The sequence below is a fragment of the Leifsonia sp. AG29 genome (assembly GCF_009765225.1).
Classification (GTDB): domain Bacteria; phylum Actinomycetota; class Actinomycetes; order Actinomycetales; family Microbacteriaceae; genus Leifsonia.
This window is the reverse complement of the sequence record NZ_VMSF01000001.1, coordinates 2,873,970-2,897,098: the sequence shown is the minus strand read 5'-3', so window position 1 is coordinate 2,897,098 and position 23,129 is coordinate 2,873,970. Positions and strand designations below refer to the sequence as shown.

The window sequence follows — 23,129 nt, the reverse complement described above, 5'->3', positions numbered from 1 at the left end:
ATCTAGGAATCTACGCACGGCGCGTTTCCCGCACGTAACGCAGTCATTTCCGATTGTTAATTGCCAGTCGCGCCGCGCCCGGCGCGGAGCACCGAGGGAGGAAGTTGAACCCCATGCCGAACCGACCCACCGACCGAGCGACACCGCAGGACGGCGAGGCGCCGGACACGGGCCCAGGCCCCCGCGTCATCGACGAGCAGGCGGCGCGTATCGGGTCGCGAATCCGTACGCTGCGTCGTGCGCACGGGATGACCCTCGTCCAGCTCGCCGCGCTCACCGGACTGTCGCACCCGTTCCTCAGCCAGCTCGAGCGGGGTCATGCGCGGCCCAGCATGGTCTCGCTCGAGCGGATCGCACGCGCGCTGGGCAGCAGCCAGGTCGAACTGCTGGCTGCGGCGGACGCGGAACGACGGCGGCCAGGCGACACCCGGCCCGACATCCTGCGCGCCAGCGAGGGCGTTCGCGGCGCGTTCGCAGAAGGCGAGGCGCGGCTCCTGGCGCACGGAGCACGCGGGTTCGAGCCGATGGAGTTCGTGGGCGCGAACGCCGACCCCGGCGACTACTACGAGCACGACGAGGACGAGTTCATCTACGTGATGCGCGGAAGCGTCCTGGTCGACTTCGCCGACCGGGGCCGCTTCGTCCTCGACGCGGGTGACTCCATCTACTACTACGGCGGCACTCCGCACCGGTGGAGCTCACTCAACGAGGAGGGCTATCACCTCTTCCTGGTCAAGCAGAAGGGTGCGGACGAGTGATCGCGGAAGCGGAGTTCGAGGTCGTCGTCACCCGTCGGACGCCCGCCGCGGAGGACATCGTCCTGCTGGAGCTGCGTAGTCCGGATGGAGCGGACCTTCCGGAGTGGACCCCCGGCGCCCACATCGACGTCGTCCTCGTGCCGGGCGCCACGCCCCACGAGAACCTCGAGCGGCAGTACTCGCTGTGCGGAGATCCCGCGGATCGTTCCGTCTGGCGCATCGGCGTCCTGCGTGAACGCGAGGGCCGCGGCGGCTCGGCACGCGTTCACGATGCGGTCGCGGTCGGCGACCGGCTCGTGATCCGGGGTCCGCGCTCGCACTTCGCCCTCGCCGGGGGCGACGGCCCGGTGCTGTTCGTGGCGGGCGGCATCGGCATCACGCCGATCCTGCCGATGATCGCGGCTGCCGAGGCGGCGGGCCGCGACTGGCGCCTCGCCTACGCCGGGAGGTCCCGGGCCACGATGGCGTTCGCGCGGGAGCTCAGCACTCTCCACGGGGACCGGGTGGAGGTGTTCGCCGCCGACGAGGGCCGCCGACTCGATCTCGCCGCCTGGACCGCTGCGGCGGCGGACGGCGTGCCCGTGCACTGCTGCGGGCCCACGCGCATGGTGGACGAGGTGGAGGCGCTGAGCGCGCGCTGGCCCGCCGACACGCTGCACCGCGAACGGTTCGAGCCGAAGACCGTCAAGGAGCATGCACCCGATGTCGCCTTCGAGGTCGAGCTGGAGCTGTCCGGACTCACGCTGACGGTCCCCGCCGACCGCTCGGTGCTCGAGGTCGTCGAGGAGGCGGGAGCGCTGGTGCTGTCCTCGTGCCGAGAGGGCACCTGCGGGACGTGCGAGACGCCGGTGATCGAGGGCGTCGTCGACCATCGGGACTCGGTGCTCACCCCCGCGGAGCAGGCGTCCAACACCGCGATGATGATCTGCGTCTCGCGTGCGGCCTGCCCGCGTCTCGTCCTGGAGCTCTGACCTAGCTCGCCCGGGCCATCCGCTCGCGGAGGGCCGACACCAGGTCCGCTTCGGCCGCGTCGACGAGGCGGTAGTCGCGGACGACGACGCGCCCCGCGACGACGACATGCCGCGGGCGGCGGCCGGGGGAGGCCCAGAGCAGTCCCGCGACCGGGTCGGCCACCCCGGCGTCGGCGACGCCCGACACATCCCAGACGCACAGATCCCCGGCCGCCCCGGGGCGCAGGTGGCCGAGTTCGCCGCGGCCGAGGCCGGCGGCCGAGCCCGCGGTCGCCATGCCCAGCACGTCGATCGCGGCAAGCGGCGGCCCGACGAGCGGCGCGACCTGCATCGCCAGTCGTGCGTCCGCCAGGAGGTGTCCCGCGTCGTTGCTTCCGCCTCCGCTCGTGCCGAGCCCCACCGGGATCCCCGCCGCCCGCAGTGCCGCCACCGGGGCGATGCCCCAGCCCATCGGCAGGTCGCACCCCGGTGCGTGGGTGGCCGTTGTGCCCGTCTCCGCGATCCGGGCGATCTCGTCGGCGGTAACACCGCAGAGGTGGGCGAGAGTGACGTCGGGACCGAGCCATCCCCACTCGTCAAGCAGCTCGATGGGACGCCGTCCGTACTTCTCGGCGGCGATCGATACGTCGACCTGCTCATTGGCCTGGGTCCGCCGCCGGAGCCCGTGGCGGCCCGCTACCTCCGCGAGCAGCTCGAACGTCTCGCGGGCGTCGCTATGCACTCCCGCCGGACCGACCGCGACCTGCAGCATCCCGTCGGCGCTGACGCCGCCGGAGGCGCCGGGGACCAGCGTCTGCACGACCGCCTCCGCCGAGGCGGCGGCCTCCTGCGGGTCGTCGCGAGCGGACCCGCGGACGAAGACGAGCCGGGAGCCGAGCCGGGCGGCGGAATCGGCGACCGCGCGGGCCAACTCGGCGGACGCCTCTGCCGCGAGACCGGCCGGCCAGGTCAGCTGATGGTCGGCCACGGTGGTCACACCGCACAGGAGGCCTTCGGCGACACCGACGGACGCGGCCGCGGCACACAGCTCGGGGTCGACGCCCGCGCGCGCATACGCCGCCGCCATCGTCGGCAGCCAGTCCGCCATCGGCACTCCGCGGGTGCCCGGCAGGGTCCGGAACGCGCTCTGCAGAAGGTGGTGGTGCGCGTTGACCAGGCCGGGCGTCACCACGCACCCGGACGCGTCGAGCTCCTCGGACTCCTGGCCGATGGTGGCCGGGGTGCCCGCCGACACGACGCCGTCCGAGATGCGGAGGTCGCCTTCGGCGGTGGTCCGGGAGTCGATGAGGATGAGGTCGGCGTCACGTACTGTCAGCATGACCGTGTGTCTATCAGCCGATTGTGTCGGGCGCGTCTCACGCTGGAAACGTCCCGGTCACATCCCCCGCGTAGCCTCGCCGCATGCTTGAACTCGCTCGTCCTCTGGCCGAGCGTGCCGCTGCCGGCCGGCCGCTCGCCGTCGCTACCGTCGTCGCGATCGACGGCAGCGCTCCACGCGCCGTCGGGGCGACGATGTTCGTCGACGCGGACGGCGCCGTCGTCGGAAGCATCTCGGGCGGCTGCGTCGAAGGTGCGGTCGTCGAGGCCTGCCACGCCGTGCTGGACGGAGCGGACCCCGCGGTGGTGCGCTACGGCATCAGCGACGAGGCCGCGATGGGGGTCGGGCTGATGTGCGGGGGCGACCTCGACGTCTACATCGAACGGCTGCCCGCGGGGGACCGTCCGGCGCTGGCGGCGGCACGGGATGGCGCGGCGGTCAGCGTCGGGACGATCATCGCCGGGCCGCGCGGGCTCATCGGGACAAGGGTCGCCGAGCTCACAGACGCCCAGCTGCGGGACAGCGGTGCCGAGAACATCTCCGCCGCCCGGATACGCGCTGAGCATGATGCGCACGCCCGGTCCGGCCGCAGCGTCACCTGGCACATCCAATGCGGCCCGATTGAGTTGTCGGTGTTCACCGACGTCGCAGTCGTGGCGCCCCGGCTGCTGATCTTCGGCGCTGTCGACTTCTCCGCCGCTCTCGCCGATGCGGGGCGTCTGCTCGGCTATCACGTGACGGTCTGCGATGCGCGTGCCGTGTTCGCGACACCCGAGCGGTTTCCCGGGGCCCACGAGGTGGTGAGCGCCTGGCCGCACGTCTACCTCGCCCGGACGGCGGTGGACGAGCGCACGGTCGTGTGCGTCCTCACCCACGACCTCAAGTTCGACGTCCCTCTGCTGGAGCTCGCACTGGCTCTCCCGGTCGCCTACGTGGGCGCCATGGGCTCCCGCCGGACCCACGCGCGCCGCGTGCGCGCATTGCGCGAGCACGGCGTGCCCGAAGTGAACCTCGAGCGCCTGCGCTCGCCGATCGGGCTCGACATCGGAGCCTCCACTCCGGCCGAGACTGCGGTTTCCATCCTCGCCGAGGTGATCGCCGTCCGTGAAGGCGCATCCGGGCGCTCGCTCAGCGGAACCGACGGGCCCATCCACCGGGATCACGCCCCCAACGAGCCGGCGAGCCTCCACACCCGTTCTCGCCCCATCGGCAGCGTATAGGGGCGCTCGCCGATGGCGTCGCGAATCGCATTGGCCAACGCGGGGGCGACCGGGTTGTACGGCGCTTCGCTCATCGACTTCGCGCCCATGGGCCCGATCGCGTCGACCGTGTCCGCGAACAGCACCTCGGTATGCGGCACGTCCGCGAACTGCGGGATGTGGTAGTCACGCAGTGCCCGGGTCACGACTCGTCCGGCGCCATCCAGTCGGACCTCCTCGTACAATGCCGTCCCGATCGCCTGAGCGGTGCCCCCCTCGATCTGACCACGGAGCTGCTCGGGGTTGATGACCACGCCGGCATCGGCTGCCTGGACCGACCGCAGGATGCGGACCTCGCCCGTCGCCTCGTCCACGGCGACCCGGAAGCCGTGCACATTGAACGTCACGGACCGCGGGGTGCCATCGTGCGAGCCCGTGGCGACGAGGGCCTCCTCGCCGGGGGCCGCCGCCCCCACGATCGCCGCCCAGTCGAGCATGCCGTCGCCGGTGCGGACCCCGTCCGGCAGGAACTCGCCATCGCCTGCCACCGACACGATGCGGGCGCGCAGCCGCTCCGCCGCGAGTACGAGCGCCTTGCCGGCGACGACCGTGCCCGCCGAGCCGAAGGCTCCCGTGTCGTACGGGGTCACGTCGGTGTCCGACTGCTCGACGACGATGCGGGAGAGGTCGGCGTCGAGCACGCTCGCCACGAACTGCGCGTGCGCTGTGGTGGTGCCGTTGCCGAACTCCGCCGTGCCCACGCGCACGCGGATTCGGCCGTCCGGCAGGAGCCCGACGGAGGTGTCGGCGAAGTGCCCGCGCGGGGGCATCGTGGCGATCATCGCGAGGGCCATCCCCTCGCCGACGCGCCAGTTCCCGCCCGCGGGCTCGGGGAGGCCGTCGACGCCCGGTCGTGCCAGCGCCTCCTGGACGAGGTCGAGGCATTGGTCCAGTCCATAGCTGCCGAAGCGGAGATCGCTCTCCTCCTCCGGGTCGGTGACCGTCATGGCGTCGCCCGGTCGCACCACGTTGAGCCGGCGGAACTCGAACGGGTCCAAACCGAGCTTCCGGGCGAGTTCGTCCATCGCCGACTCGACCGCGAACACGACCTGCCCGAGGCCGTACCCGCGGAACGCCCCGGACGGCGGGTTGTTGGTGTAGACCACCTCCGCATCCACGCGCTTGTTGGCGCAGCGGTAGACGGCCAGGGACTCGCCGACGCTGTGGAACATCACACCGCGTGAATGGTTGCCGTATGCCCCGGTGTCCGAGAGCACCTCGACCGCGATCGCGGTGAGACGACCTTCCGCATCCGCGCCGGCCCGGACACTCACGCGCATGGGATGCCGCACGGGGGCGACCGCGAACTGGTCCTCGCGCGTGAACTCCCACTGAACGGGCCGACCGAGCCGGAGCACCGCCGCGACCACGAGATCCTCGGCGAGCATCTCCTGCTTGCCGCCGAATCCGCCTCCCACCCGGGCGGTCTTCACCCGCAGCCGATCGCGCGTCAGCCCGAAGATGTGGCAGAGCTCGTCACGTACCAGCCAGGGCACCTGCGAGCTCGTCCGGAGCACGATCCGGCCGTCGTCGTCGACCCAGCCCCGTGCCGCGTGGGTCTCGAGCGCGACGTGCGAGACCCGCTGGGTACTCCACTCGCCCTCGACGACCACGGCCGACGTCGCGAGCGCGGCCGCCACATCCCCCGCCTCGTCATGCAGGGAGGCGATGACATTGCGGTGCGACTCGTCCACGCGTTCGGCCGGCGTGCGCTCCGGGTGGAGGAGGGGCGCGCCAGGGGAGCGGGCCTCCTCGGGGTCATGGACGGAGGGCAGGACGTCGTAATCCACCCTGATCAGCCGGCAGGCCTCTTCGGCGATGGCGCGGGAGTCGGCCACCACCGCGGCGACCCGCTGACCGTGGAACCGCATCACAGTGTCGATGAGCCGCGTGTCGTCGGGGTCGTCCGTACGATTCTGGTGGCGGCCCGTCGAGTAGCGCACCCCGGGCGAATCGGCGGCGGTGAGGACGAGCCGGACCCCAGGAAGTGCCTCCGCCTGCGAGGAGTCGACGGCTACCACGCGTGCATGCGCGTGGGGGCTGCCGACGACGGCAAGGTGCAGCAGACCCTCCGTCGCGAAGTCGAGCGTGTACGGCTCACGGCCGGTGACTACGCGTTCGGCTGCGGGTGCGGCGACGGAGGCGCCGAAGGGGCCCCCGGCCGGTTCGCGGTCGACGTTGACATGGCCGCAGAGCGCGTCGCCGATCGAACGGTAACCGGTGCACCGGCACAGGTTGCCCTTCATCCGCTCCGGCAGTTCCTCGGTGGGGACATCGCCGAGTGCGGATGCGGTGACGATCATCCCGGCTGTGCAGAAGCCGCATTGGAAACCAGCGGCGTCGACGAACGCCCGCTGGAGGGGGTGAAGGTCGCCGGGCGACCCGAGCCCGGCCACCGTCGTGATCTCCCGGTCGGCTGCGCGCTGCGCCGGGAAGATGCAGGAGTGCACCGGGTCCCCGTCGACGAGTACGGTGCACGCGCCGCAGTCTCCCGCGTCGCACCCTTTCTTCACCTCGAAGTGCTCGTGCTCGCGCAGAAGCGTGCGCAGGCACTGCCCCGGAGCGGGCGTGGACTCTTGCTCCGCCCCGTTCACCGTGAAGCGGATGATGCGGGCACTCATCTCGGCACAGCCTCCTCTGCGAGATCGGCACGGACCTGCTCGGCGAGGTGCAGCGTGATGGCTCTCCGCCAGTCGGGGCTCCCGTGCGGGTCGTCGTACCACGTCGTTATGGTGTCGAGCGCCGCCCGGAGCTCGTGTCGGCTCGGTAGGTCGTCGAAGCGGAAACGGTGCGGGTGGCGGGTGGCGGCGGTCACGACGACGGTGAATCGCCGATCGGGGTCGCGACGCGCGACGACGAATGCGGCCGAGCGCCCCAACGGCCGGAGCGACGCCTTTCGCGACGCGGTCGCCCCCGTCAAGGCCCTCGCGGGTAGGTCGACGGCCCGGAGGAGATCGCCGCGCTCGAGGACGGTCTGGCTCGGACCCACGATGAAGTCAATGGCGTCGAGCGTGTACTGCGTGCCGTCGGGACGCCAGATCTCCAGTGTTCCGTCGAGGGCGGCAGCGAGCGCGATCATCGGGCCGGCGGGCAGCGCCAGGCAGAGGTTGCCCCCCACCGTGGCGACGTTCCACACCTTGAACGAGCCGAGCAGAGCCCGGCAGCAGTCGCGGAACAGTGGCTCCGCGGTCCATCCGGTGCCGCTGAGCGAGGCCAATTCGGCCAATGTGCAGGTGGCCGCCAGCCGCAGGCCGCGGGCGGACGTCTCGACGGGCGGCCACCCGAGCGCAGTGAGATCGACGAGCCCGGTCACGGCGGGCTGCGGCTCCGAGAAGAGCCAGGAGCCGCCCGCCAGAAACGTCTCGCCCGGTGCCAGACGCAGGTCATTCCGACGCGTCGGCCAGCGGTAACGGTGCACGGTGTTGATGTCCACGAAGCCGCCTCCCAAATGTTGATCCATTCAACATGAGGATCATTTCGGCCGTGTTAAACCTTTCGCGTTCATGTAACAGCTGGAATAACTCCGGCTCCTCGTGCCTCCGCATCCACTAGGAATTACAGGGTGATGGATACAGCGCTCGCCGCGTGGCTTCTGGTGGCCTTCACGAGCGTCGCGATGATCGCTTTGGCCATCCTCGACCGGAGGAAGGACGACTCGTCACGCGACGACCGGTGAACCGCTGACAGTCTCGCCTGTGGGATCTGACGGGCTGGAGTTCGAGGCGCTTCTAAGACGGAGCCGGGCCCGAACGGGGAGCAGCGTCACTACGCAGGCCGGCGTCGAGGAAGTTCGTCACTGCAACCTCAGTGGACAGCTTCCTGATCCGCCAGGGCCTGCATGCGCCGAGAGCTAGTTCTCCCCAACGGCGTCGAGCAGCACCTACTTGTCAGCCGTCGACATCCCGGTCTCCGGGAGAGGGGATGACTTGTCGGTCGATGCGGCTTGCTCTGTCTTCCTGCTCCTTCGCCCCGGAAGAAGGAAAGCCGCTAGCCCCGCCCCCATTATGGCGACCAAGGCGGCGACAAGGTATGCAGTCTGAGTACCGTGAACGAATGCCTCGCTGGCTTGACCGAGAAGTTGGGGGCCTCGCGACCCTAGCGCCTTTGCGGCGGACGCGGCGCCGGCGATGGAGTCTTGAGCCGCGCGAGCGGCGAACGACGGATACTCGGTGAGATTGCCTTGCAACTGTGCACGGTACGTCGTGAGCATAACGGCTCCCATGACGGCGATCCCGAGCGAGCCCCCGAGCTGGATCGCAGTGTCCGCCCGCGCCGAGCCGGCGCCGGAGCGACCGTCGGTGACAGAGGTCATGATGAGGTCCGTCGTCGGTGCGATGCCGCCGATGGCGATGCCGCCGAGGGCGAACGCCCAGATCGAGAGTGTCTCATCGTTCACGCCCACAGTGCTTTGGATGAGCATGGCTGCCGTTGCGGCTAGGAGAGCGCCGGCAAGCGCCCACTTGGTACCCGCTTTTCGCGCGAGGGCGGTGAAGAGGGCAGCGCCGATGACGACGGCGAGGATCGGCGTGAGCGTCCAGCGATCAGCGGGCTGTGTCCGTGGACGAACTGGTGATATTGGGTCAGGAGGAAGATTGCGCCGAAAACTCCGAATTGGTTGAGCAGGATCCCGAGCGATGCCACGCTGACATTGCGATTGCGGAGCATCGCGGCCGGAAGCAGAGGCTGTGCGGCGCGGCGGTCCCACATCACGAACAGGGCCAAAAAGACCAGTGCGGCCGCGAGTACACCAAGAGTCTGGCCACTGCTCCACCCGAAGGTGGGCGCCTCGATCACCGCGTAGACGAGTGCCGCCATCCCGAGCACAGACAGCGCCGCCCCCGGAATATCGATCTTGGTCAAATTTGGACTACGCGACTCGGGCACCAGTCGGGCGGTTGCGACAAGCGCGATGATCACGATCGGCACGTTGATCAGGAAGATCAGCTCCCACCACCCCGTCTGTAGCAATGCCCCGCCGACGATGGGGCCCAGGGGAATTCCGATCGACGCAGCCGCCGCCCATATCGCGATCGCCTTTTGCCGCTCCTCCGCGGCGAAGACATTCGTGATGATCGACAACTTTGAGGGCATGATCAGCTCCGCTCCGAGCCCCATGGCTGCCCGCGCTGCTATCAGCAACTCGGCGCTTCCAGAGACGGACGCAAGAAACGATGCCGCACCGACGAGCACGAAACCGGTCAGAAGCAGCCGGCGTCGACCGAAGCGGTCGCCCAGGCTGCCGGCGAAGATGAGGAAACCAGCGAACGTCATTCCATAGGCGTCGGCGAACCACTGCTGCTGGGCACCGGAGGCGTTCAGCTTCTCCGCCAGGGTCGGTAGAGCCACCAGGATGATCAGGTTGTCAAGTCCGATAAGCAGGAGACTCAAGCACAGGATCGGCAAGATGCGCCACCGGCTAGGGTGTCCCGCGGTCAGTTGCGGGTCGAGTGCGGAACTCGATGTCATTGCTACCTCCGAGTAATGCGACGCATTGAACCTATGCATGATACAGTGCATCACATGGCGCGCAAGCACGTTGTCTCCCCCCCGACTCCGGTCCGACTGATGGATGCAGCTGAGGCCCTATTCGCGGAACGCGGCTTCGATCAGGCGTCGGTGAGGGACATCCTTGACCGGGCCCATGTGGCGAACGCCTCCGCGATCAACTACTACTTCGGCGGCAAGGAAGAGCTGTTCGCCGCCGTTGGAGCGCGCCTCCTGGGTCCCGTTCAGGCTGAACGTCTTTCGCGGCTGGATGCAGCGGCTCTCCTTACGGAGTCGCAGCGGCTCGAGGGAATCGTTGCCGCCTACGTCGATCCTCTAGTTGCACTGCACTATGGACCGGAGGCGGAGGCCGCTCAGCGCTTCCTTGCCTGGCTCATGGCGGATCCGGCGCGTCACGCCGACCGAGTTGCGCTGCAGCCGGTAGCGGACGTCAACGAGCGCTTCGTCGAGGCGCTGCGGTTGCTTTATCCGGCGGTCGATGACGCTGATCTCCGGTGGGGGGTCGCTGCTGCTGCTGCTTTACTGATCGGATGGCAGCTGGGCCTATTGGATGCTCCCTGCACCCGCGGACGCCTACCCCAGAGCGCGGAATCCGCGCACCTGCGCCAATACATTGTCAACTCGTTCACAGCGCTTCCGCGCAGGAGCTAGGTAGGGGATGAGTTCTTGAATCCCCTCGATGGGTCCGAGCTTCGGAATAGTGACACGCTCGTCGTTGGTGGGACCGGTAACGTCGGCTTCTATCTCGTCGACGGCTTCATTCGGGCCGGTAGCGCGCGGGTGATCGTCCCCACACGGTCATCGGAAAGACCGGAGCGCCTCCTGCAGCGCCTGGGGCCGGAGAAGGCACAGCGCATCAAGCCGATATTGGACGACGTCGGTTCGGTCGACGGTGCCAGACGTATCCGCGATGAAGTGGCAGCCGTTAGCGGAGAGCTCGGAGCGGTAGTGGCTTCGCTTGCGAGCTGGCACCAGAGTTCCTCGATGTTGCGCGCCGGATTCGCTGATTTCAGGACTGTGATTGATACGCGCCTCTACCCACACTTCCTCGCCGCTGAGACATTCGTGCCGCTGCTCGCGCCCGACGGTGCGTACACCGCCATCAACGGCCCGGCTGCTTTCGCTGGGCTGCCACAACCGGCGTACTGGGGCGATCTCTGTAACAGGAGCGGCGCAGAACCGCCTCATCCAGGCGGTAGCTGCCGAAACGCGCGGACATCCCCGGGTGAATGACGTGGTCCTATGGGCGTTCATCGGGCCGCAAGGCGCGAGGCACGGATCCCCGCTTACCGGGGGCGCAAATCGGAGACTTCATCGCCGCCCTGTCATCTCACCGCGGCTTCGGCGTGCACGGCGCTACCCTTCACCTCCGCCAGCCGGAGCAGCTAGGGCGTGCTCTCGCCGGAACCTTCACTGCCGGCCCCGTCTAACCTCGTCGAACCGGCCGACATCTCTAGACCTAAGGGTGGGTGGCGGTGCAGGGCCACGTAGACGGCGGACGCCGCGGCGGCTATCGTCCCGAGAGCTACGGCCGCGAGGGTCACTGCTATAAATCCTGCCGACTTGGCGCGTGCGGAAATGCCGATGATGGCAAAGGCACCGACGGCGACCCAAGCACGCGTATGGAGATGTAGAACGTTAGTCGGTGAACAGCGAAGCAGCGGCGCCGATCATCACAAGGCCGAGTTCGCGGCCGAGGTGGCGACGCGATGACCCGAGCGAGGCAAGTGCTCCGCTCGCTGGTTTCATGTTCCCGATATTGCAGAACCGGGTGTCGTCCTCCCCTCGGTCGAGGATGGCCAATGCGATCATTGCGACGCCCGACCCGACGGACTGGAGTTCGCGAGACGCTTCTAAGACGAAGCAGGGCCCGAACGGGGAGGAGCGTCATTACGCAGGCCGGCGTCGATGAAGTCGAGCATCCAGGTGAAGTCTTCGTCGACGTCCCCACCTAGCCTGAAGCTGCCCGCGGCGGCGAGGGAGCAGAAACCGTGGATGGCGCTGCGCAGCATCCGCAGGGCATGGACAGTAGCTGTGGGTGATAGATCGTAACCTCGCAGAATCGCCCCGAATGTTCTCAGCAAGCCGGCGGCCGCGGCTTGTTCAGCCGTTCCCCGGCCCCCCAGGCCCACCCGCAGGGTGGCCGAGTAACGTCCGGGGTGCGACGCCACGTACTCCCGCATCGCCCAGGATGCCGCCAGTAGCGCGTCCCGGTCGGCGCGCCCCTGGACCGCCCGGCCCACCTCGGTATCGAGCTGCAGCAGAGTAAGAGTCGCCAGGCGGCTTCCCAGGTCCTCGAGACTGCTCACGTGCTTGTACAGGGAGGGTGTGCGAACGCCGAGCACGTCGGCCACCCGGCTCATGGTCAGTCCGTCGTAGCCGATCCGATCGGCCACCTCCCCAGCCGCCTCGGCGACGCGGTCCGGGGTGAGGCCTGACCTAGGCACGGGTGTGCTCTTTCAGGAAGAGAAGGATGGCTTCGGCCGTCTCGGCCGGGAATTGCGCGTGGGGGTAGTGGCCGGCACCCGCGATCAGTTGGAGTCGCGCTTGATGGTGGCCGATGGCGTTGACGATCGCCTCGCCCTCGACCTTCGGGTCGCCCCAGTCCGGGTCGAGCGTGCCCTGGATCACCAGGGCAGGGCAACGCACCTGCGCGAGCTTCGCGTCCGCGTCGACGGGGGTGGTGCGGCCCATGGACTGCAATACCTTCATCCGGCCGGGCTCACGCAGCTTCGAAGAGATGCGGTCCAGCTGTTCGTTCCAGTCGGCCGGTTTGATGCCGGGATATGCGGTGTCCAGATAACGGAGCCACCAGGGCACGCTGCCCAGCATCGTCATGAGCGCCAGCTGCAGCATTCCTTGCCGGTACCGGCGTACGCGAAGATCGGCGAAAGACATCGACTGCTTCCTCGTGAAGGACCCGATCTCGACTACGGCGGCCACCTCGTCCGGAGCATCCGCGGCCGCGATGGTCGCGGCGCCGCCGGAGATCGATTGGCCCACCACAACGGCGGGGCCGCCCAGGTGGCGGACGATAGCGACCAGGTCTCCGGCGATGTCGGTGCGAGTAAACGATGACCATTCACCTACGCTCGAGTCGCCGCATCCTCGGAGGTCGACATTGGCCACGCGATACCCCGCGGCGACCAGGCGCGGGACTACGAATCGATACGCGTGGCGGCTGTCGCCCATGCCGTGGGCCAGGACGACCAAGGGCCCGGTACCTTCCAGGTCGTAGGCGATCGTGCCCTCAGCCAGCTTGAGATATTCGGTCATTGTGCACTCCGTCATGTGGTTAATAGCAATAGCTGTAAAACTAATGGCACTAGCTTGAGTTGTCCATGACAGGTTCTTGGGAATCGATGAAAAACTCCGTAGGTCGCTAGAAGGCGGCCTCACCCCCCGAAGGGGTATCGGACGCTATCGAGTGCGGATCTCCCCGCGGGCGTTTCGGAGGTCGTATCCGACGGTCCGGTCGAGGAGCACATGAAGCAGCCACCCCGCGAAGGCGGCGGTCAACACGGGCCAGGGTGCGAAGGCGGCCCCCGCGGTGGCGATGACGGGCGGCAGCAGGTAGTGGAGGGCGTTGTAGTAGGGCACCGCGCGCTCGGGCATCATCCGGGGCTCATGGGGCTGGTTCCAGCCCGCGAGGATCGAAGGGATGTCGATCAGGGCCCAGGCGATCAGAGCGGGCGCCCACGGCAGTCCGGACCAGATGGCCCATCCCAGCACCGCCATCGCGGCCAGTCCGTACCCGAGGCGTAACGCGATGCGCCGACTGCCGGAGAAGCGGGTCCCTTGGTCGATCGGAGTCCTCGTCATGTGCGTTCCTTTCAGCTGTCCCGCGTGAGGCGCTCGGCCTGGCGCGGCGCGATGCGATGAAGAAGTCGGAACGCGCGGGCGTCCCCGATGTCCACAGCGGCGGCGTTGCGCTCGAGCGCTCGGATGGTTCGCCGGGCGGCCTCCTGGGGTGTGAGCTTCCGTGCCCCTCTCCCAGCCGTCATCTGCGTGTCGACGAGAGGCAGAGTGACGCTGACGGCGGACACCTGTGTCGGTGTCAGCTGATAGTCGAGCGAGCGAGCGAAGGCGCTCAACGCCGCTTTGGCTGCGTTATAGCCGGGGGTGGACCTCTTGGGTGCGAAGGCAAGTGTGCTGGTGATGAAAACGATGCGGGAGGGCTCGGTTCCGGCCACCATGTCGGGGAGGAACTGGAGTGTGAGGTCGAGAGGGGCGATCAGATCCACCGCGAACTCGCGGTGCACAAGTCGTGCTGCCTCGCCGGGGGCGGTGGAAAGAACAGGTATGGGTGTCTGTATCGCGGCGTTGTTGACGAGGAGACGGGGCGCCCCTCTGGTTCGCGCCACGGCCAAGACCTCGTCTCTGTGCTCGGGCGACGTGATGTCGCCGAAGACATAGGTGATGCCGGGTAGTCGATCCTGAGCCGAGATCTGTCGTCCGGTGGCGATGACGTCGGCGCCGCGCGCGCTGAATTCAGCGGCGAGCGCTCGACCGTAGCCCTTGGTGCCCCCCGTGATGACGACGAGCCCACCGGGCGTCATCGGCGGTTCCCCTTCGTGCGTGGTGTCGGTGCGCTGTGGCCGCCGATCCGGCCGGCGTCCTCCTCGACCGCGGCGAGGGCGAGTTCGAGCGCGCGGGTCGCATAGCGGCGCCAGAGCGGACCGACCAGCGCCCGGCTCAGAAGCAGCCTCCCACGCAATGGAGCGAACTCGTATGTCCAACGCACCAGAGTCCCTGTCCCGTCCGGCGTGAAGGTCCATTCGCCACGGACGACGCGGAAGAGATGCCGCATGCTCCCGGTGAAGCCGGAGAGCTCGTATGCGAACGATGACGGCTCGGTGTATTCGGTCAGACTCTCCGTCGCGGTGGAACCGTCGGAGAGCTGGGGGTGGCGAGTCCGGCCCGCCGCGTTCCACGGCCCGGTCTGACCACTGGCTCCGTTGACCGCCGGGAAGGGTCCCCACCCTTGGAAGATCCGCGCGAGGTCGATCGGTGCGATGAGCTCGAAGCAGATCTCGGGCGTATAGCGGGAGCGAGCTTGCACGACCACGGGAACGGTTCCGTCGGTCGGGTTGATGCCGGGCATGGGCCCTCCTTTCAGGTAGACTTGACTAAGTCAAGATCATCTTGGCAGCGGAGGGGTTGACTTTGTCAAGCGATGAACCTGGGAATGCACCGGCACCCACGCGGGATCTGCTCCTACGTGCTGCACTCGAGGTGTTGAACGCCGACGGTCTGTCCGGTGTGACGCTGCGGTCGATCGGTGCGCGCGCGGGACTCAGTCGGCAGGCCCCCTACTCGTATTTCCGCAACAAGGTCGAGCTCCTCGAGGCCTTAGCGGTCGCGGGACTGGGAGGGATGATCGAGCGCGCCTCCCTGGCAGTGGTCGCCACCGCCTCGGCGGAACGCAAGTTGGCCGACGCGGTCCGAGGCTATGTGACCGCAGCGCTGGAGGAGCCCGAACTGTACGCCCTCGTCTTCAGTCGCACGCTGGAGGCCTCAGTGACTCTGAAAGGTGTCGGGGTCGCGGCGCTGGAGTGGTTGCGCACGCTGCTCGCCCCGTTGGTCGATGAAGCCGAAGCGTTAGAGACCACAGCCGCCGTCTGGGCTCATCTGCACGGGGTGGTCATGCTGGCGCTTTCCGGCCACACCGATTCCGCGAAAGGGATGTCCGACCCCGTCGAGTCGGCGGTTGTCGGTGTGCGGCTCCTTGTCCGCGGTTCCCGCGCTGCATGATCGAGTGGCCGACACGCGCGGCCGCTGCGCTAAAGTTGACGACGTCAGCGCATGGGAGCAGGGTGGCGATGTCAACAGTTCCAGTCACGTCGAACACTTCTCGCGGAGCCGGGACGAAAGCGGCGCTTCTCGACGCGGCGGACCGACTCCTCGAGCGAGACGGCCTTGACGCGGTCACCCTGCGGGCCGTGGGGGCTATCGCGGACGTCTCGCGTCAAGCGCCGTATCGGCATTGCGTCGATAAGGATGCGTTGCTCGCCGCGTTGGCCGTCCGCTACTACGAAGAGCTCACCGATGCGATGGATGCCGAGGCGGAGCGCAGCGATGATGCGCTCCGCCGGCATCGTCGGGACATTCGTCGGCTGGGTGATCGCGCATCCTCGCCGCTACAAGCTGATGGTGAGTGACACCGTCATCTCGGACAAGTCCGGAATGTCCGTGCGCGCGGCCGAGTCTGCTTTCGAGCGGGTCGAGGTCGCGATACTATCCGGCTGAAACGACGAGCGGCAACGCAACGTGGACGCGATCATGCTTTTCAGCGCGGTCCACGGACTGCTCGATCTGAGCATCTCCGGTATCCTCGGTCCTCATAAAGCCCCCGAGGCCGAGATACTCGCTCAGTCGATCGTGAACCGGTTCCGCTGACCGTCCCCGACATCGGAAGTGAAGCCCGGCTCCGGGGGGAGAGCCGGGCTCCACGATTATGCGCCGGGGTCAGCCGGCGAAGGTGAGAACGTCGGTGCCGGGGATGTCGACGTCCACCCGGAACACCGCGCCCGCGAGCGGCTCGGGGTCACTCATTCCGTATCGTGATGTGGTGATGAAGAGTTGGGTGAGGTCGGCGCCGCCGAGGGTGCAGGCGGTGACCTGCGCCACGGGGACCGTGACGATGTCGTCGACTCTCCCATCGGCATCGTAACGACGGACCTCTCCGCCTCCCCAGAGGGCCACCCAGACGCCCCCTTCGGCGTCCACGCAGAGCCCGTCTGGCGCTCCGTCTTCGCGATCGACGACCGCGAACGGTTGCCGATCGCGCAGATCGCCGCCGACATAGTCGAAGATATCCACCCGTCCCGTGGCGCTGTCGGTATAGAACATCGTGGTGCCGTCCGCGGTGAACGACAGGCCGTTCGAGATCGTCACCCCGGAGAGCGCGACGCTGACCGCCCCTCCCGGCTCGAGCCGGTACAGCGTGCCGGCGGATGGCGTATTGGCGTACGCCATCGTCCCGCAGAGGAACGCTCCGTCGGGCGTACAGCCTCCTTCATTGAAACGGATGGCCGGGTCGTCGAAAGCGGGTCCGAATGAGTGAGTCTCTCCTGAGTCACCGATCACGCGGAGATCTCGCTCGGTCGCCACGACGTACCCGCCCGAGGAGCGTGGACGTATCGCGGCCGCGACTGTCCCGACGTGCTCGCGGTGGAGAAGAGCGCCCTGAGGCGAGATCGTGATTACGTCGCCGGCCAGCATGTCGACCATCCGCAGCAGTCCCTCGGCCGCGAACCACACCGGACCTTCGCCATGGTCGGCGATGGGGTCGGTGAACTGTTCGGCCGGCCGCGCGGGCACGGACAGGAGGGTGCTCACCAGTCCGCCACCGATCCGTCATTGTTGCGTGTGGTGATCTGCGACTCGGGCTTGTAGGGGTGGAGCGCGGCCGCTTCCTCGTCCACCTCGATGCCCCAGCCGGGGCCATCGGGAAGGCCGATGCGCCCGCCGACGATGGGGAAGGTGCCGGTGACGACGTCATTGCGCCAGGGCACATCGGATCGCATGACCTCTTGAATGATGACACCGGGGGTGGCGAAGGCGACATGCTGGTTCACCGCGGTCGCGATCGGGCCGAGCGGATTGTGCGGGGCGAGCGGGATTTCGTGGCTCTCCGCGAACGCGGCGATCTTCTTGAGCCCTGTGGGGCCGCCGACATGGCAGATATCTGGCTGAAGGATGGCGCACGCCCCGAGCGCGAGATGCTCCCGGAACTCGCCCAGTGCGATGAGGCGTTCGCCCGTCGCCACGGGGAAAGGGAGGGCGCGCGCGACCTCCGCCATTTCGCGGGGGTTGCCGGGCGCACAGGGCTCCTCGAAGAACCACGGGTCGAACTCGGCCAGTGCGCGGCCATAGGCCAAGGCTCCGGCCGCGGTCGTGCGCCCGTGCAGATCCACCATGACGTCGACGTCATTGCCCACCGCCTCGCGCACCGTGCGCATCAGTTCTGCAGCGCCTGCGACATCCGCGCTCGACGGAAGTCCTCCACCGCTCGGCACGGCCAGGATCTTGAGGGCGGAGAAACCATCCTCGACGGCTCTCCGGGCCGCGGCACCGAAGCCTTCGATGCTGGCGTTGCCGTAAACAGCCGTGCTGTCGCCTCCTCCGAGATGGTCGTACATCCGCAGGCTGTCGCGCACCGCTCCGCCGAGCAACTCGTAGGCGGGCACGCCCAGGTGACGTGCCTTCAGATCCCACAGCGCTTGGTCGATTCCGGAGATCGCGCTCATCGTCACCACGCCGCCCTTGAAGAAGTGGTCCCGGTACATCGCTTGCCACAGGTGTTCGATCCGGCGCGGATCCTGCCCGACCAGGATCGGCGACAGATCGGCCACGGCTCCGGCCACGGCGCGCGCTTGCCACTCCAGAGTCGCTTCACCCCATCCGACCGTCCCGTCGGTGGCGGTCACCTTGACGAAGACCCAGTTGCGGAGTTGCGCGTTGACCACGACGGTGTCGACGGACTCGATCCTCATTCCTCGCTGACGGCGCGACGAGCCGAAGCTCCGCTCGGTGGTCGTGTCGGAGGAGATCTCATCCAAGGCATCGTTGCTCATAGCGACAATCATTGTATGATTCGATGGAATGGTCAATCAGACACTCGATTTAAGGTGATCATGAGCCACGGCATCCTGACCGGCATTCTCCCGGTGGCCCCCACGGTGTTCCACGACAACGAGGACCTCGACCTCGAAGGTCAAGGTCGCGTCGTCGACTTTCTCGTCGATGCCCACGCGGATGGCGTGTGTATTCTCGCGAACTACTCCGAGCAGTTCTCGCTGACGGATCGTGAACGCGACCAGATCATCGACGTGACCATGGCCCGAGCGGACGGGCGGATCCCCGTCATCGTGACCGCCAGCCACTACAGCGCCCGGATCGCGGCAGAGCGCGCTCGCCGCGCCGAAGCGGCCGGCGCACGTATGGTCATGTTGATGCCCCCGTTCTTCGGTGCGACGATGCGGGTCCCGGAATCGGCTCTGGTCGAGTACTTCCAGCGTGTCGCCGACGGCCTTGCGATCGACATCATGATCCAGGACGCGCCGATGAGCACGACACCGCTCTCGGTGGATGCCCTCGCCGCCATCGCCCGTGAAGTGCCCCAGGTGCGCTACGCCAAGGTCGAGGTTGCCCGGGCCGCCGAAAAGATCAGGCGTCTCATCGCTGCTGCGGGAGCCGACCTGCCGGGCGTGTTCGACGGCGAAGAAGGGGTGACCGCTATCCCGGATCTCGAGGCCGGAGCCCTGGGCACGATGAGCAGTTGCCTCGTGCCCGAGGTCCTCGGGGAGGTCGTTCGACTCGCCGCGGCTGGTGAGTGGGGTACCGCGAAAGTGAAATGGGAGTCGATCCTCCCGCTCATCCACTACGAAAATCGGCAGGCCGGCCTGGCTGCCGCAAAAGTCGTCCTCAAGGCGGGCGGGGTCATCGCGAGCGACCGGACGCGAGCGCCGTTCGATCCCGTTCCGCACGCCAGCCGGGCAGGATTGCTCGAGCTCGCGCGGCGCCATCAGCCGCTCGCGCTCACATGGGGGCGCTCGTGAGCACCGATGGGCGAATCGTCCGGCAGGAGACCAACATGACTACCGCATCCGACCTCGACTCTCTCGCGCTCACGGCCGCCGACGCCGTTCCGGCGCTGTGGGCCACGACGGCCGAGGAGCGAGGCCGCTGGCTCCGCCTGGTCGCCGACGCTCTGGACCTGCACGCGGACACCCTTGTGGCGCTCGCACAAGAGGAGACCCATCTCAGCGAGGCACGGCTGCGTGGCGAGCTGGGTCGAACGACCTATCAACTCCGTTCCTTCGACCCCGCTATCCGCAGTGGTCAGTACAGCGGCGCGATCATCCAGCACGCCGATCCGGGCCATCCGGTAACGCCCGCCCCCGATCTCCGACGCGTTCATCGGCCGCTCGGCCCTGTAGCCGTCTATGCGGCGAGCAACTTTCCCTTCGCATTCTCGGTAGCGGGGGGTGACACCGCGTCCGCCCTCGCCGCGGGGTGTCCGGTGATCGTCAAAGCGCATCCGGGGCACCCGAACCTGTCCCGAGCGACAGCGGAGATTGTCGCGAGGGCGCTGGCCGATGCCGGCGCTCCTGCAGGGACCTTCGCACTAGTCGAGGGATTCGAGGCCGGGATAGCGCTCGTCCGGCATCCGTCGATCGCCGCCGGAGCCTTCACCGGCTCGACCCACGGGGGCCGGGCGCTCTATGATGCGGCGGCCGCACGGCCGGTGCCTATCCCGTTCTTCGGTGAGCTCGGCAGCATCAACCCCGTCTTCGTCACGGTTGAGGCGGTGCAAGCCCGGCCGGGCGGGATTGCGGCCGGGTTTGTCGATTCGTACACACTGGGCGCCGGGCAACTCTGCACGAAACCCGGTGTCCTCGTCATCCCGGCAGGAACCCGGATTCCCCTTCTCGCGGCGGAAACAGCGGCGGCGGTGCCTCCTGCGCCGATGCTCACGCACGAGATGGCCGAGAGACTGCTCGCCGCCGAGGAGGACATGGCCACCCGCCCCGGTGTCCAAACCCTTCTGCGTGGACGCGACGCCACTCCGCACGCTCCCTCCCTCTTCCTCACCGACGCCCAAACAGCCTTGCGCGATCCGGAGATCATGCTGGAAGAGCGATTCGGAGCGAGCGCTGTCATCGTGGAGTACTCGAGTCCGGGCGAGGCGATCGACATCGCGCGACGGCACGAGGGCACTCTGACCGCTGCCATCCACGCGGAGAGGGTTGGCGACCACTTGGTCCCGCACATCCTGCCCGAGCTCGAGCGACGGGCGGGGCGCTTGCTGTGGAATCAATGGCCGACCGGGGTCACTGTCTCGCCGGCCATGCAGCACGGCGGACCCTACCCGTCTTCGACGAGCGCATACACATCCGTGGGCGCGACCGCCGTCCTCAGGTTCCTACGGCCGGTGAGCTACCAGAACTTTCCCGAGGAGCTCCTCCCCGCCGAGGTCGCCGAGGCGAACCCGCTAAGGATTCCGCGTCAGGTCGTGAGCGCGGCGGGCTCGTCCCCAGTCGACTAGGGCGTGCGTCAACTCGCCTGGAACTCGACCGGACTCAGACACAGGGTGTTCCCGGCCGAGACGACGGCGAGCATAGCGTCCGCCGCCCCTGCCGCATCGTGACTGGAGACGGCCAGCAGCACGCTTCGGTGAAGAGGAACGCTGGCCATCACAGCCGCGTGGGTGGCGGACGTGAGAGTGAACGAGCTGTACAGCACCGCCTCCACCGCCTTGCCCAGGGAGCCGAAGAGTTCGTTGCCGCCCACCTGGAGGAGTTGCTGATGGAAGCGCCCATCCGCGGCCACGAATTCGGCTCTGTTCTGGGACATCGCGGCGGACTCCATGGCGATGAATTCTCGCCAGAGTTGGGCGACCGCCTCCGGTTCGGCGTGGATCGCCGCCAAAGACGCGGCCGGCGGCTCGACGGCGGCGCGTAGACCCGCGAGGTCCGCGAGCAAGCGTTCTCCATACCCGCCGTCGATGCTCCAGCGGAGCACGGCTGGGTCGAGCATGTTCCAGTCCTGCCGCGGTCGCATCCTCGTGCCCGTCCGCGGCCGGACGTCGATCATGCCCTTGCTGACGAGCGACTTCACGGCTTCGCGGACAGCACCACGCGAGACCCCGAGCATCTCGACGAGTTCGGGCTCGGTGGGTAGCGCTTCCACTCCTTCGTGTGACGCTCGCACGACCATCCGCCCGATCTGATCGACCACATGCCCGTGCATCGTCTTGTGCAGGGCCAGCCGCTCCTGGGCGTTTTCAGGCGGGAGTAGCTGTGTCGATACCATCCACTGATCATCGCACGAACATGCCCTTCCTGCCAGTGCTGCAACTTTCATCCGACTATTGACTCAATCATCCGATGATGCGATGATGCCGGAAAGCACCTTCAGCCCGGGGTGCCCTCAACGAAGGAGTTGTCATCACCATGAAGCTGTCCTCCTCTCGTCTGCGACCACGCACAGCGCTCGTCCGTCGAGCAGCAATGGTCGCAGCGATCGCGCTTGCCACCGCCGGCCTGGCCACGGGGTGTTCGTCGTCCGGGAGCTCGAGCGGTTCCAGCGCCGGCTCGAATACGCTGACCATCTGGACGTACGCCGACCCGAAGCAGGCACCCTTCATCAAGAAGCTCGAGTCCGACTTCAAAGAGACGCACCCGGACGTCACCATCAAGTATCTGGTGGTGCCTTTCGACCAGCTGACGAACAAGATCATCACTGCCGCGTCGACGCGCACCGGCCCCGACTTGATCGTGTACGACCCCGCGAACACGGCCAGTCTGGTCCAGGCCGGAGCGCTCGCCGACATCACCAAGGAATGGGACGGCTTCAAGGACAAGTCGGAATTCCCCGAGTATGCCACCCGCGTGATCGACGGTAAGACGTATTCGACGCAGGCCTACGTCAACACCACAGCCCTCTACTACAACAAGGACATCCTGGACAAAGCGGGGATATCGAACCCGCCCAGCACGTTCGAGGAGCTGCAAAGCGATCTGAAGCAGGTCGTCGGTGCCGGCTTCAAGGGGATCGCACAGTGCGGCGCCCCCACCAGCGAGTGCGAGACCCAGGCGGTCGCCTGGATCCTCGGAAACGGCGGGAACTACAACGACTTCCAGAGCCCCGACGTGAAGAAGGTGTTCCAGGACTGGTACGACCTTGGGAAGGCCGGCGCTCTGGGGGCCGACAGCGTTGGTTGGACGCAGCCGGACGCGTGGTCCGCCTTCACCAAGGGCGACTATGCGTTCACCCAGAACGGCAACTGGCAGTACCAGTCCGCAAAGGACCTGACCTTCAAATGGGGTGTCGCGCCTCTTCCGGGCGGCAAGGTCGCTCCTGGTGGCGAAGGCCAGGCACTGGGCGCCTTCTCGAAGAACCGCTCGCTCGCCTGGGACTATCTGTCGAGCACGTGGCTCAGCAAAGCAGGACAGGTCCAGACGTTCGAGATGTCGGGCAGCATTCCGACCCGTAAGGACGCACAGGCCGATCCGTCGGTGGCGAACGACCCCAACATCGTGGCCTGGACGACCGAGCTGAAGGACACGGGGACACGATCCGAGTTCAAGGACCCGTCAGACTATCTGAAGGCCACCACGGCCGTCGGTCAGCAGTGGTCGGCACTCCGACAGGGGACCACGACGCCCGACGCCGCGGCAAGCACGCTCGCGGATTCGCTGAAGGGCGTGTTCGTCAGCAAATGATGACGTCGACCGACACAAGCCCTAGTGAGGACGGCATGCAACAGGTTCCCGAACCGGAAGCAGGCACTGCGGTGACCCCGCGGCCA

General features: G+C 67.7%; 25 protein-coding genes. 11 read left to right on the top strand and 14 right to left on the bottom strand.

The genetic code is table 11. The features are described from left to right. The first annotated feature begins 113 nt into the window (after window positions 1-113). Together FPT20_RS14030 and FPT20_RS14025 are read left to right on the top strand one after the other, a co-directional pair. A complete protein-coding gene (locus tag FPT20_RS14030) occupies window positions 114-758 on the top strand; it encodes a helix-turn-helix domain-containing protein (protein WP_158866265.1) in 645 nt (214 codons plus the stop codon). Further along, window positions 755-1,729: a PDR/VanB family oxidoreductase gene (locus FPT20_RS14025; protein WP_158866263.1), complete on the top strand. Its 975-nt coding sequence runs from the start codon at window positions 755-757 to the stop codon at window positions 1,727-1,729. The genes FPT20_RS14030 and FPT20_RS14025 overlap by 4 nt, the downstream gene beginning before the upstream one ends. Before the next feature lies 1 nt (window position 1,730). Here the strand turns inward: FPT20_RS14025 and FPT20_RS14020 are convergent, their stop codons facing one another. Beyond that, entirely contained in the window at window positions 1,731-3,047 is a 1,317-nt protein-coding gene (locus FPT20_RS14020) for an amidohydrolase family protein (RefSeq protein WP_158866260.1), read from the bottom strand. A gap of 83 nt (window positions 3,048-3,130) precedes the next feature. On the opposite strand from FPT20_RS14020, the gene FPT20_RS14015 reads away from it, so the two are divergent. After that, a complete protein-coding gene (locus FPT20_RS14015; protein ID WP_158866258.1) occupies window positions 3,131-4,267 on the top strand; it encodes an XdhC family protein in 1,137 nt (378 codons plus the stop codon). Here FPT20_RS14015 and FPT20_RS14010 read toward each other — a convergent pair. The 4 genes from FPT20_RS14010 to FPT20_RS13995 all read right to left on the bottom strand — a co-directional run bounded on the left by FPT20_RS14010 (window position 4,207) and on the right by FPT20_RS13995 (window position 9,772). Next, window positions 4,207-6,927 carry a molybdopterin-dependent oxidoreductase gene (locus tag FPT20_RS14010; RefSeq protein WP_233265537.1) on the bottom strand — a complete coding sequence of 907 codons (2,721 nt, stop codon included), beginning with the start codon at window positions 6,925-6,927 and terminating at the stop codon, window positions 4,207-4,209. The two genes, FPT20_RS14015 and FPT20_RS14010, sit on opposite strands and share 61 nt — an antisense overlap. Then, window positions 6,924-7,766 carry an FAD binding domain-containing protein gene (locus FPT20_RS14005; RefSeq protein WP_233265536.1) on the bottom strand — a complete coding sequence of 281 codons (843 nt, stop codon included), beginning with the start codon at window positions 7,764-7,766 and terminating at the stop codon, window positions 6,924-6,926. The genes FPT20_RS14010 and FPT20_RS14005 overlap by 4 nt, the downstream gene beginning before the upstream one ends. A gap of 420 nt (window positions 7,767-8,186) precedes the next feature. Continuing rightward, a complete protein-coding gene (locus FPT20_RS14000; protein ID WP_158866256.1) occupies window positions 8,187-8,702 on the bottom strand; it encodes a hypothetical protein in 516 nt (171 codons plus the stop codon). 38 nt (window positions 8,703-8,740) lie between these two features. Then, entirely contained in the window at window positions 8,741-9,772 is a 1,032-nt protein-coding gene (locus tag FPT20_RS13995) for an MFS transporter (RefSeq protein ID WP_158866254.1), read from the bottom strand. A gap of 54 nt (window positions 9,773-9,826) precedes the next feature. On the opposite strand from FPT20_RS13995, the gene FPT20_RS13990 reads away from it, so the two are divergent. Further along, on the top strand, window positions 9,827-10,462 hold the full coding sequence (locus FPT20_RS13990) for a TetR/AcrR family transcriptional regulator (protein WP_158866252.1): 636 nt from the start codon (window positions 9,827-9,829) through the stop codon (window positions 10,460-10,462). 15 nt (window positions 10,463-10,477) lie between these two features. Further along, window positions 10,478-11,044, top strand: coding sequence for an SDR family NAD(P)-dependent oxidoreductase (locus FPT20_RS13985; RefSeq protein ID WP_158866250.1), 567 nt, complete (start codon window positions 10,478-10,480; stop codon window positions 11,042-11,044). Between the two features lie 405 nt (window positions 11,045-11,449). Here FPT20_RS13985 and FPT20_RS13980 read toward each other — a convergent pair whose 3' ends face one another. The 6 genes from FPT20_RS13980 to FPT20_RS13955 all read right to left on the bottom strand — a co-directional run bounded on the left by FPT20_RS13980 (window position 11,450) and on the right by FPT20_RS13955 (window position 14,915). Further along, entirely contained in the window at window positions 11,450-11,614 is a 165-nt protein-coding gene (locus FPT20_RS13980; protein WP_158866248.1) for a hypothetical protein, read from the bottom strand. A 50-nt stretch (window positions 11,615-11,664) separates the two neighbouring features. Then, on the bottom strand, window positions 11,665-12,207 hold the full coding sequence (locus tag FPT20_RS13975; RefSeq protein ID WP_199245809.1) for a TetR-like C-terminal domain-containing protein: 543 nt from the start codon (window positions 12,205-12,207) through the stop codon (window positions 11,665-11,667). A gap of 43 nt (window positions 12,208-12,250) precedes the next feature. Beyond that, window positions 12,251-13,087: an alpha/beta fold hydrolase gene (locus FPT20_RS13970; RefSeq protein ID WP_158866244.1), complete on the bottom strand. Its 837-nt coding sequence runs from the start codon at window positions 13,085-13,087 to the stop codon at window positions 12,251-12,253. A gap of 144 nt (window positions 13,088-13,231) precedes the next feature. Next, entirely contained in the window at window positions 13,232-13,633 is a 402-nt protein-coding gene (locus FPT20_RS13965; RefSeq protein WP_158866242.1) for a hypothetical protein, read from the bottom strand. A gap of 11 nt (window positions 13,634-13,644) precedes the next feature. After that, window positions 13,645-14,370: an SDR family NAD(P)-dependent oxidoreductase gene (locus FPT20_RS13960; protein ID WP_158866240.1), complete on the bottom strand. Its 726-nt coding sequence runs from the start codon at window positions 14,368-14,370 to the stop codon at window positions 13,645-13,647. Next, window positions 14,367-14,915, bottom strand: a complete 549-nt coding sequence (locus tag FPT20_RS13955; RefSeq protein ID WP_158866238.1) for an SRPBCC family protein — start codon at window positions 14,913-14,915, stop codon at window positions 14,367-14,369. The genes FPT20_RS13960 and FPT20_RS13955 overlap by 4 nt, the downstream gene beginning before the upstream one ends. A gap of 41 nt (window positions 14,916-14,956) precedes the next feature. On the opposite strand from FPT20_RS13955, the gene FPT20_RS13950 reads away from it, so the two are divergent. The 3 genes from FPT20_RS13950 to FPT20_RS17875 are packed head-to-tail and all read left to right on the top strand — an operon-like array spanning window position 14,957 to window position 16,060. Next, complete coding sequence (locus tag FPT20_RS13950; RefSeq protein WP_325064795.1) at window positions 14,957-15,565, top strand: TetR/AcrR family transcriptional regulator; 609 nt, start codon at window positions 14,957-14,959, stop codon at window positions 15,563-15,565. Next, entirely contained in the window at window positions 15,562-15,972 is a 411-nt protein-coding gene (locus FPT20_RS18245; RefSeq protein ID WP_442786494.1) for a TetR/AcrR family transcriptional regulator, read from the top strand. The genes FPT20_RS13950 and FPT20_RS18245 overlap by 4 nt, the downstream gene beginning before the upstream one ends. Continuing rightward, entirely contained in the window at window positions 15,890-16,060 is a 171-nt protein-coding gene (locus tag FPT20_RS17875; RefSeq protein WP_199246067.1) for a hypothetical protein, read from the top strand. The genes FPT20_RS18245 and FPT20_RS17875 overlap by 83 nt, the downstream gene beginning before the upstream one ends. 219 nt (window positions 16,061-16,279) lie before the next feature. Here FPT20_RS17875 and FPT20_RS13940 read toward each other — a convergent pair whose 3' ends face one another. Next, window positions 16,280-17,152, bottom strand: coding sequence for an SMP-30/gluconolactonase/LRE family protein (locus FPT20_RS13940; protein WP_233265535.1), 873 nt, complete (start codon window positions 17,150-17,152; stop codon window positions 16,280-16,282). Beyond that, window positions 17,149-18,390, bottom strand: a complete 1,242-nt coding sequence (gene dgoD / locus FPT20_RS13935) for a galactonate dehydratase (protein WP_199245807.1) — start codon at window positions 18,388-18,390, stop codon at window positions 17,149-17,151. Before dgoD ends, FPT20_RS13940 begins: the two co-directional genes overlap by 4 nt. A gap of 60 nt (window positions 18,391-18,450) precedes the next feature. Between dgoD and FPT20_RS13930 the strand changes: the two genes are divergently transcribed. Next, the gene (locus FPT20_RS13930) at window positions 18,451-19,374 is read left to right on the top strand and encodes a dihydrodipicolinate synthase family protein (protein WP_158866232.1); all 924 of its coding nucleotides are present in this window, start codon (window positions 18,451-18,453) and stop codon (window positions 19,372-19,374) included. Further along, on the top strand, window positions 19,371-20,864 hold the full coding sequence (locus FPT20_RS13925) for an aldehyde dehydrogenase (NADP(+)) (RefSeq protein ID WP_233265534.1): 1,494 nt from the start codon (window positions 19,371-19,373) through the stop codon (window positions 20,862-20,864). Before FPT20_RS13930 ends, FPT20_RS13925 begins: the two co-directional genes overlap by 4 nt. A gap of 8 nt (window positions 20,865-20,872) precedes the next feature. On the opposite strand, the gene FPT20_RS13920 is transcribed toward FPT20_RS13925, so the two are convergent. Further along, entirely contained in the window at window positions 20,873-21,682 is an 810-nt protein-coding gene (locus tag FPT20_RS13920; RefSeq protein WP_199245805.1) for a FadR/GntR family transcriptional regulator, read from the bottom strand. A gap of 89 nt (window positions 21,683-21,771) precedes the next feature. On the opposite strand from FPT20_RS13920, the gene FPT20_RS13915 reads away from it, so the two are divergent. Further along, window positions 21,772-23,043 (top strand): sugar ABC transporter substrate-binding protein, encoded by a 1,272-nt coding sequence (locus FPT20_RS13915; protein ID WP_158866230.1) that lies wholly within the window; start codon window positions 21,772-21,774, stop codon window positions 23,041-23,043. The last annotated feature ends 86 nt before the right edge of the window (window positions 23,044-23,129 follow it).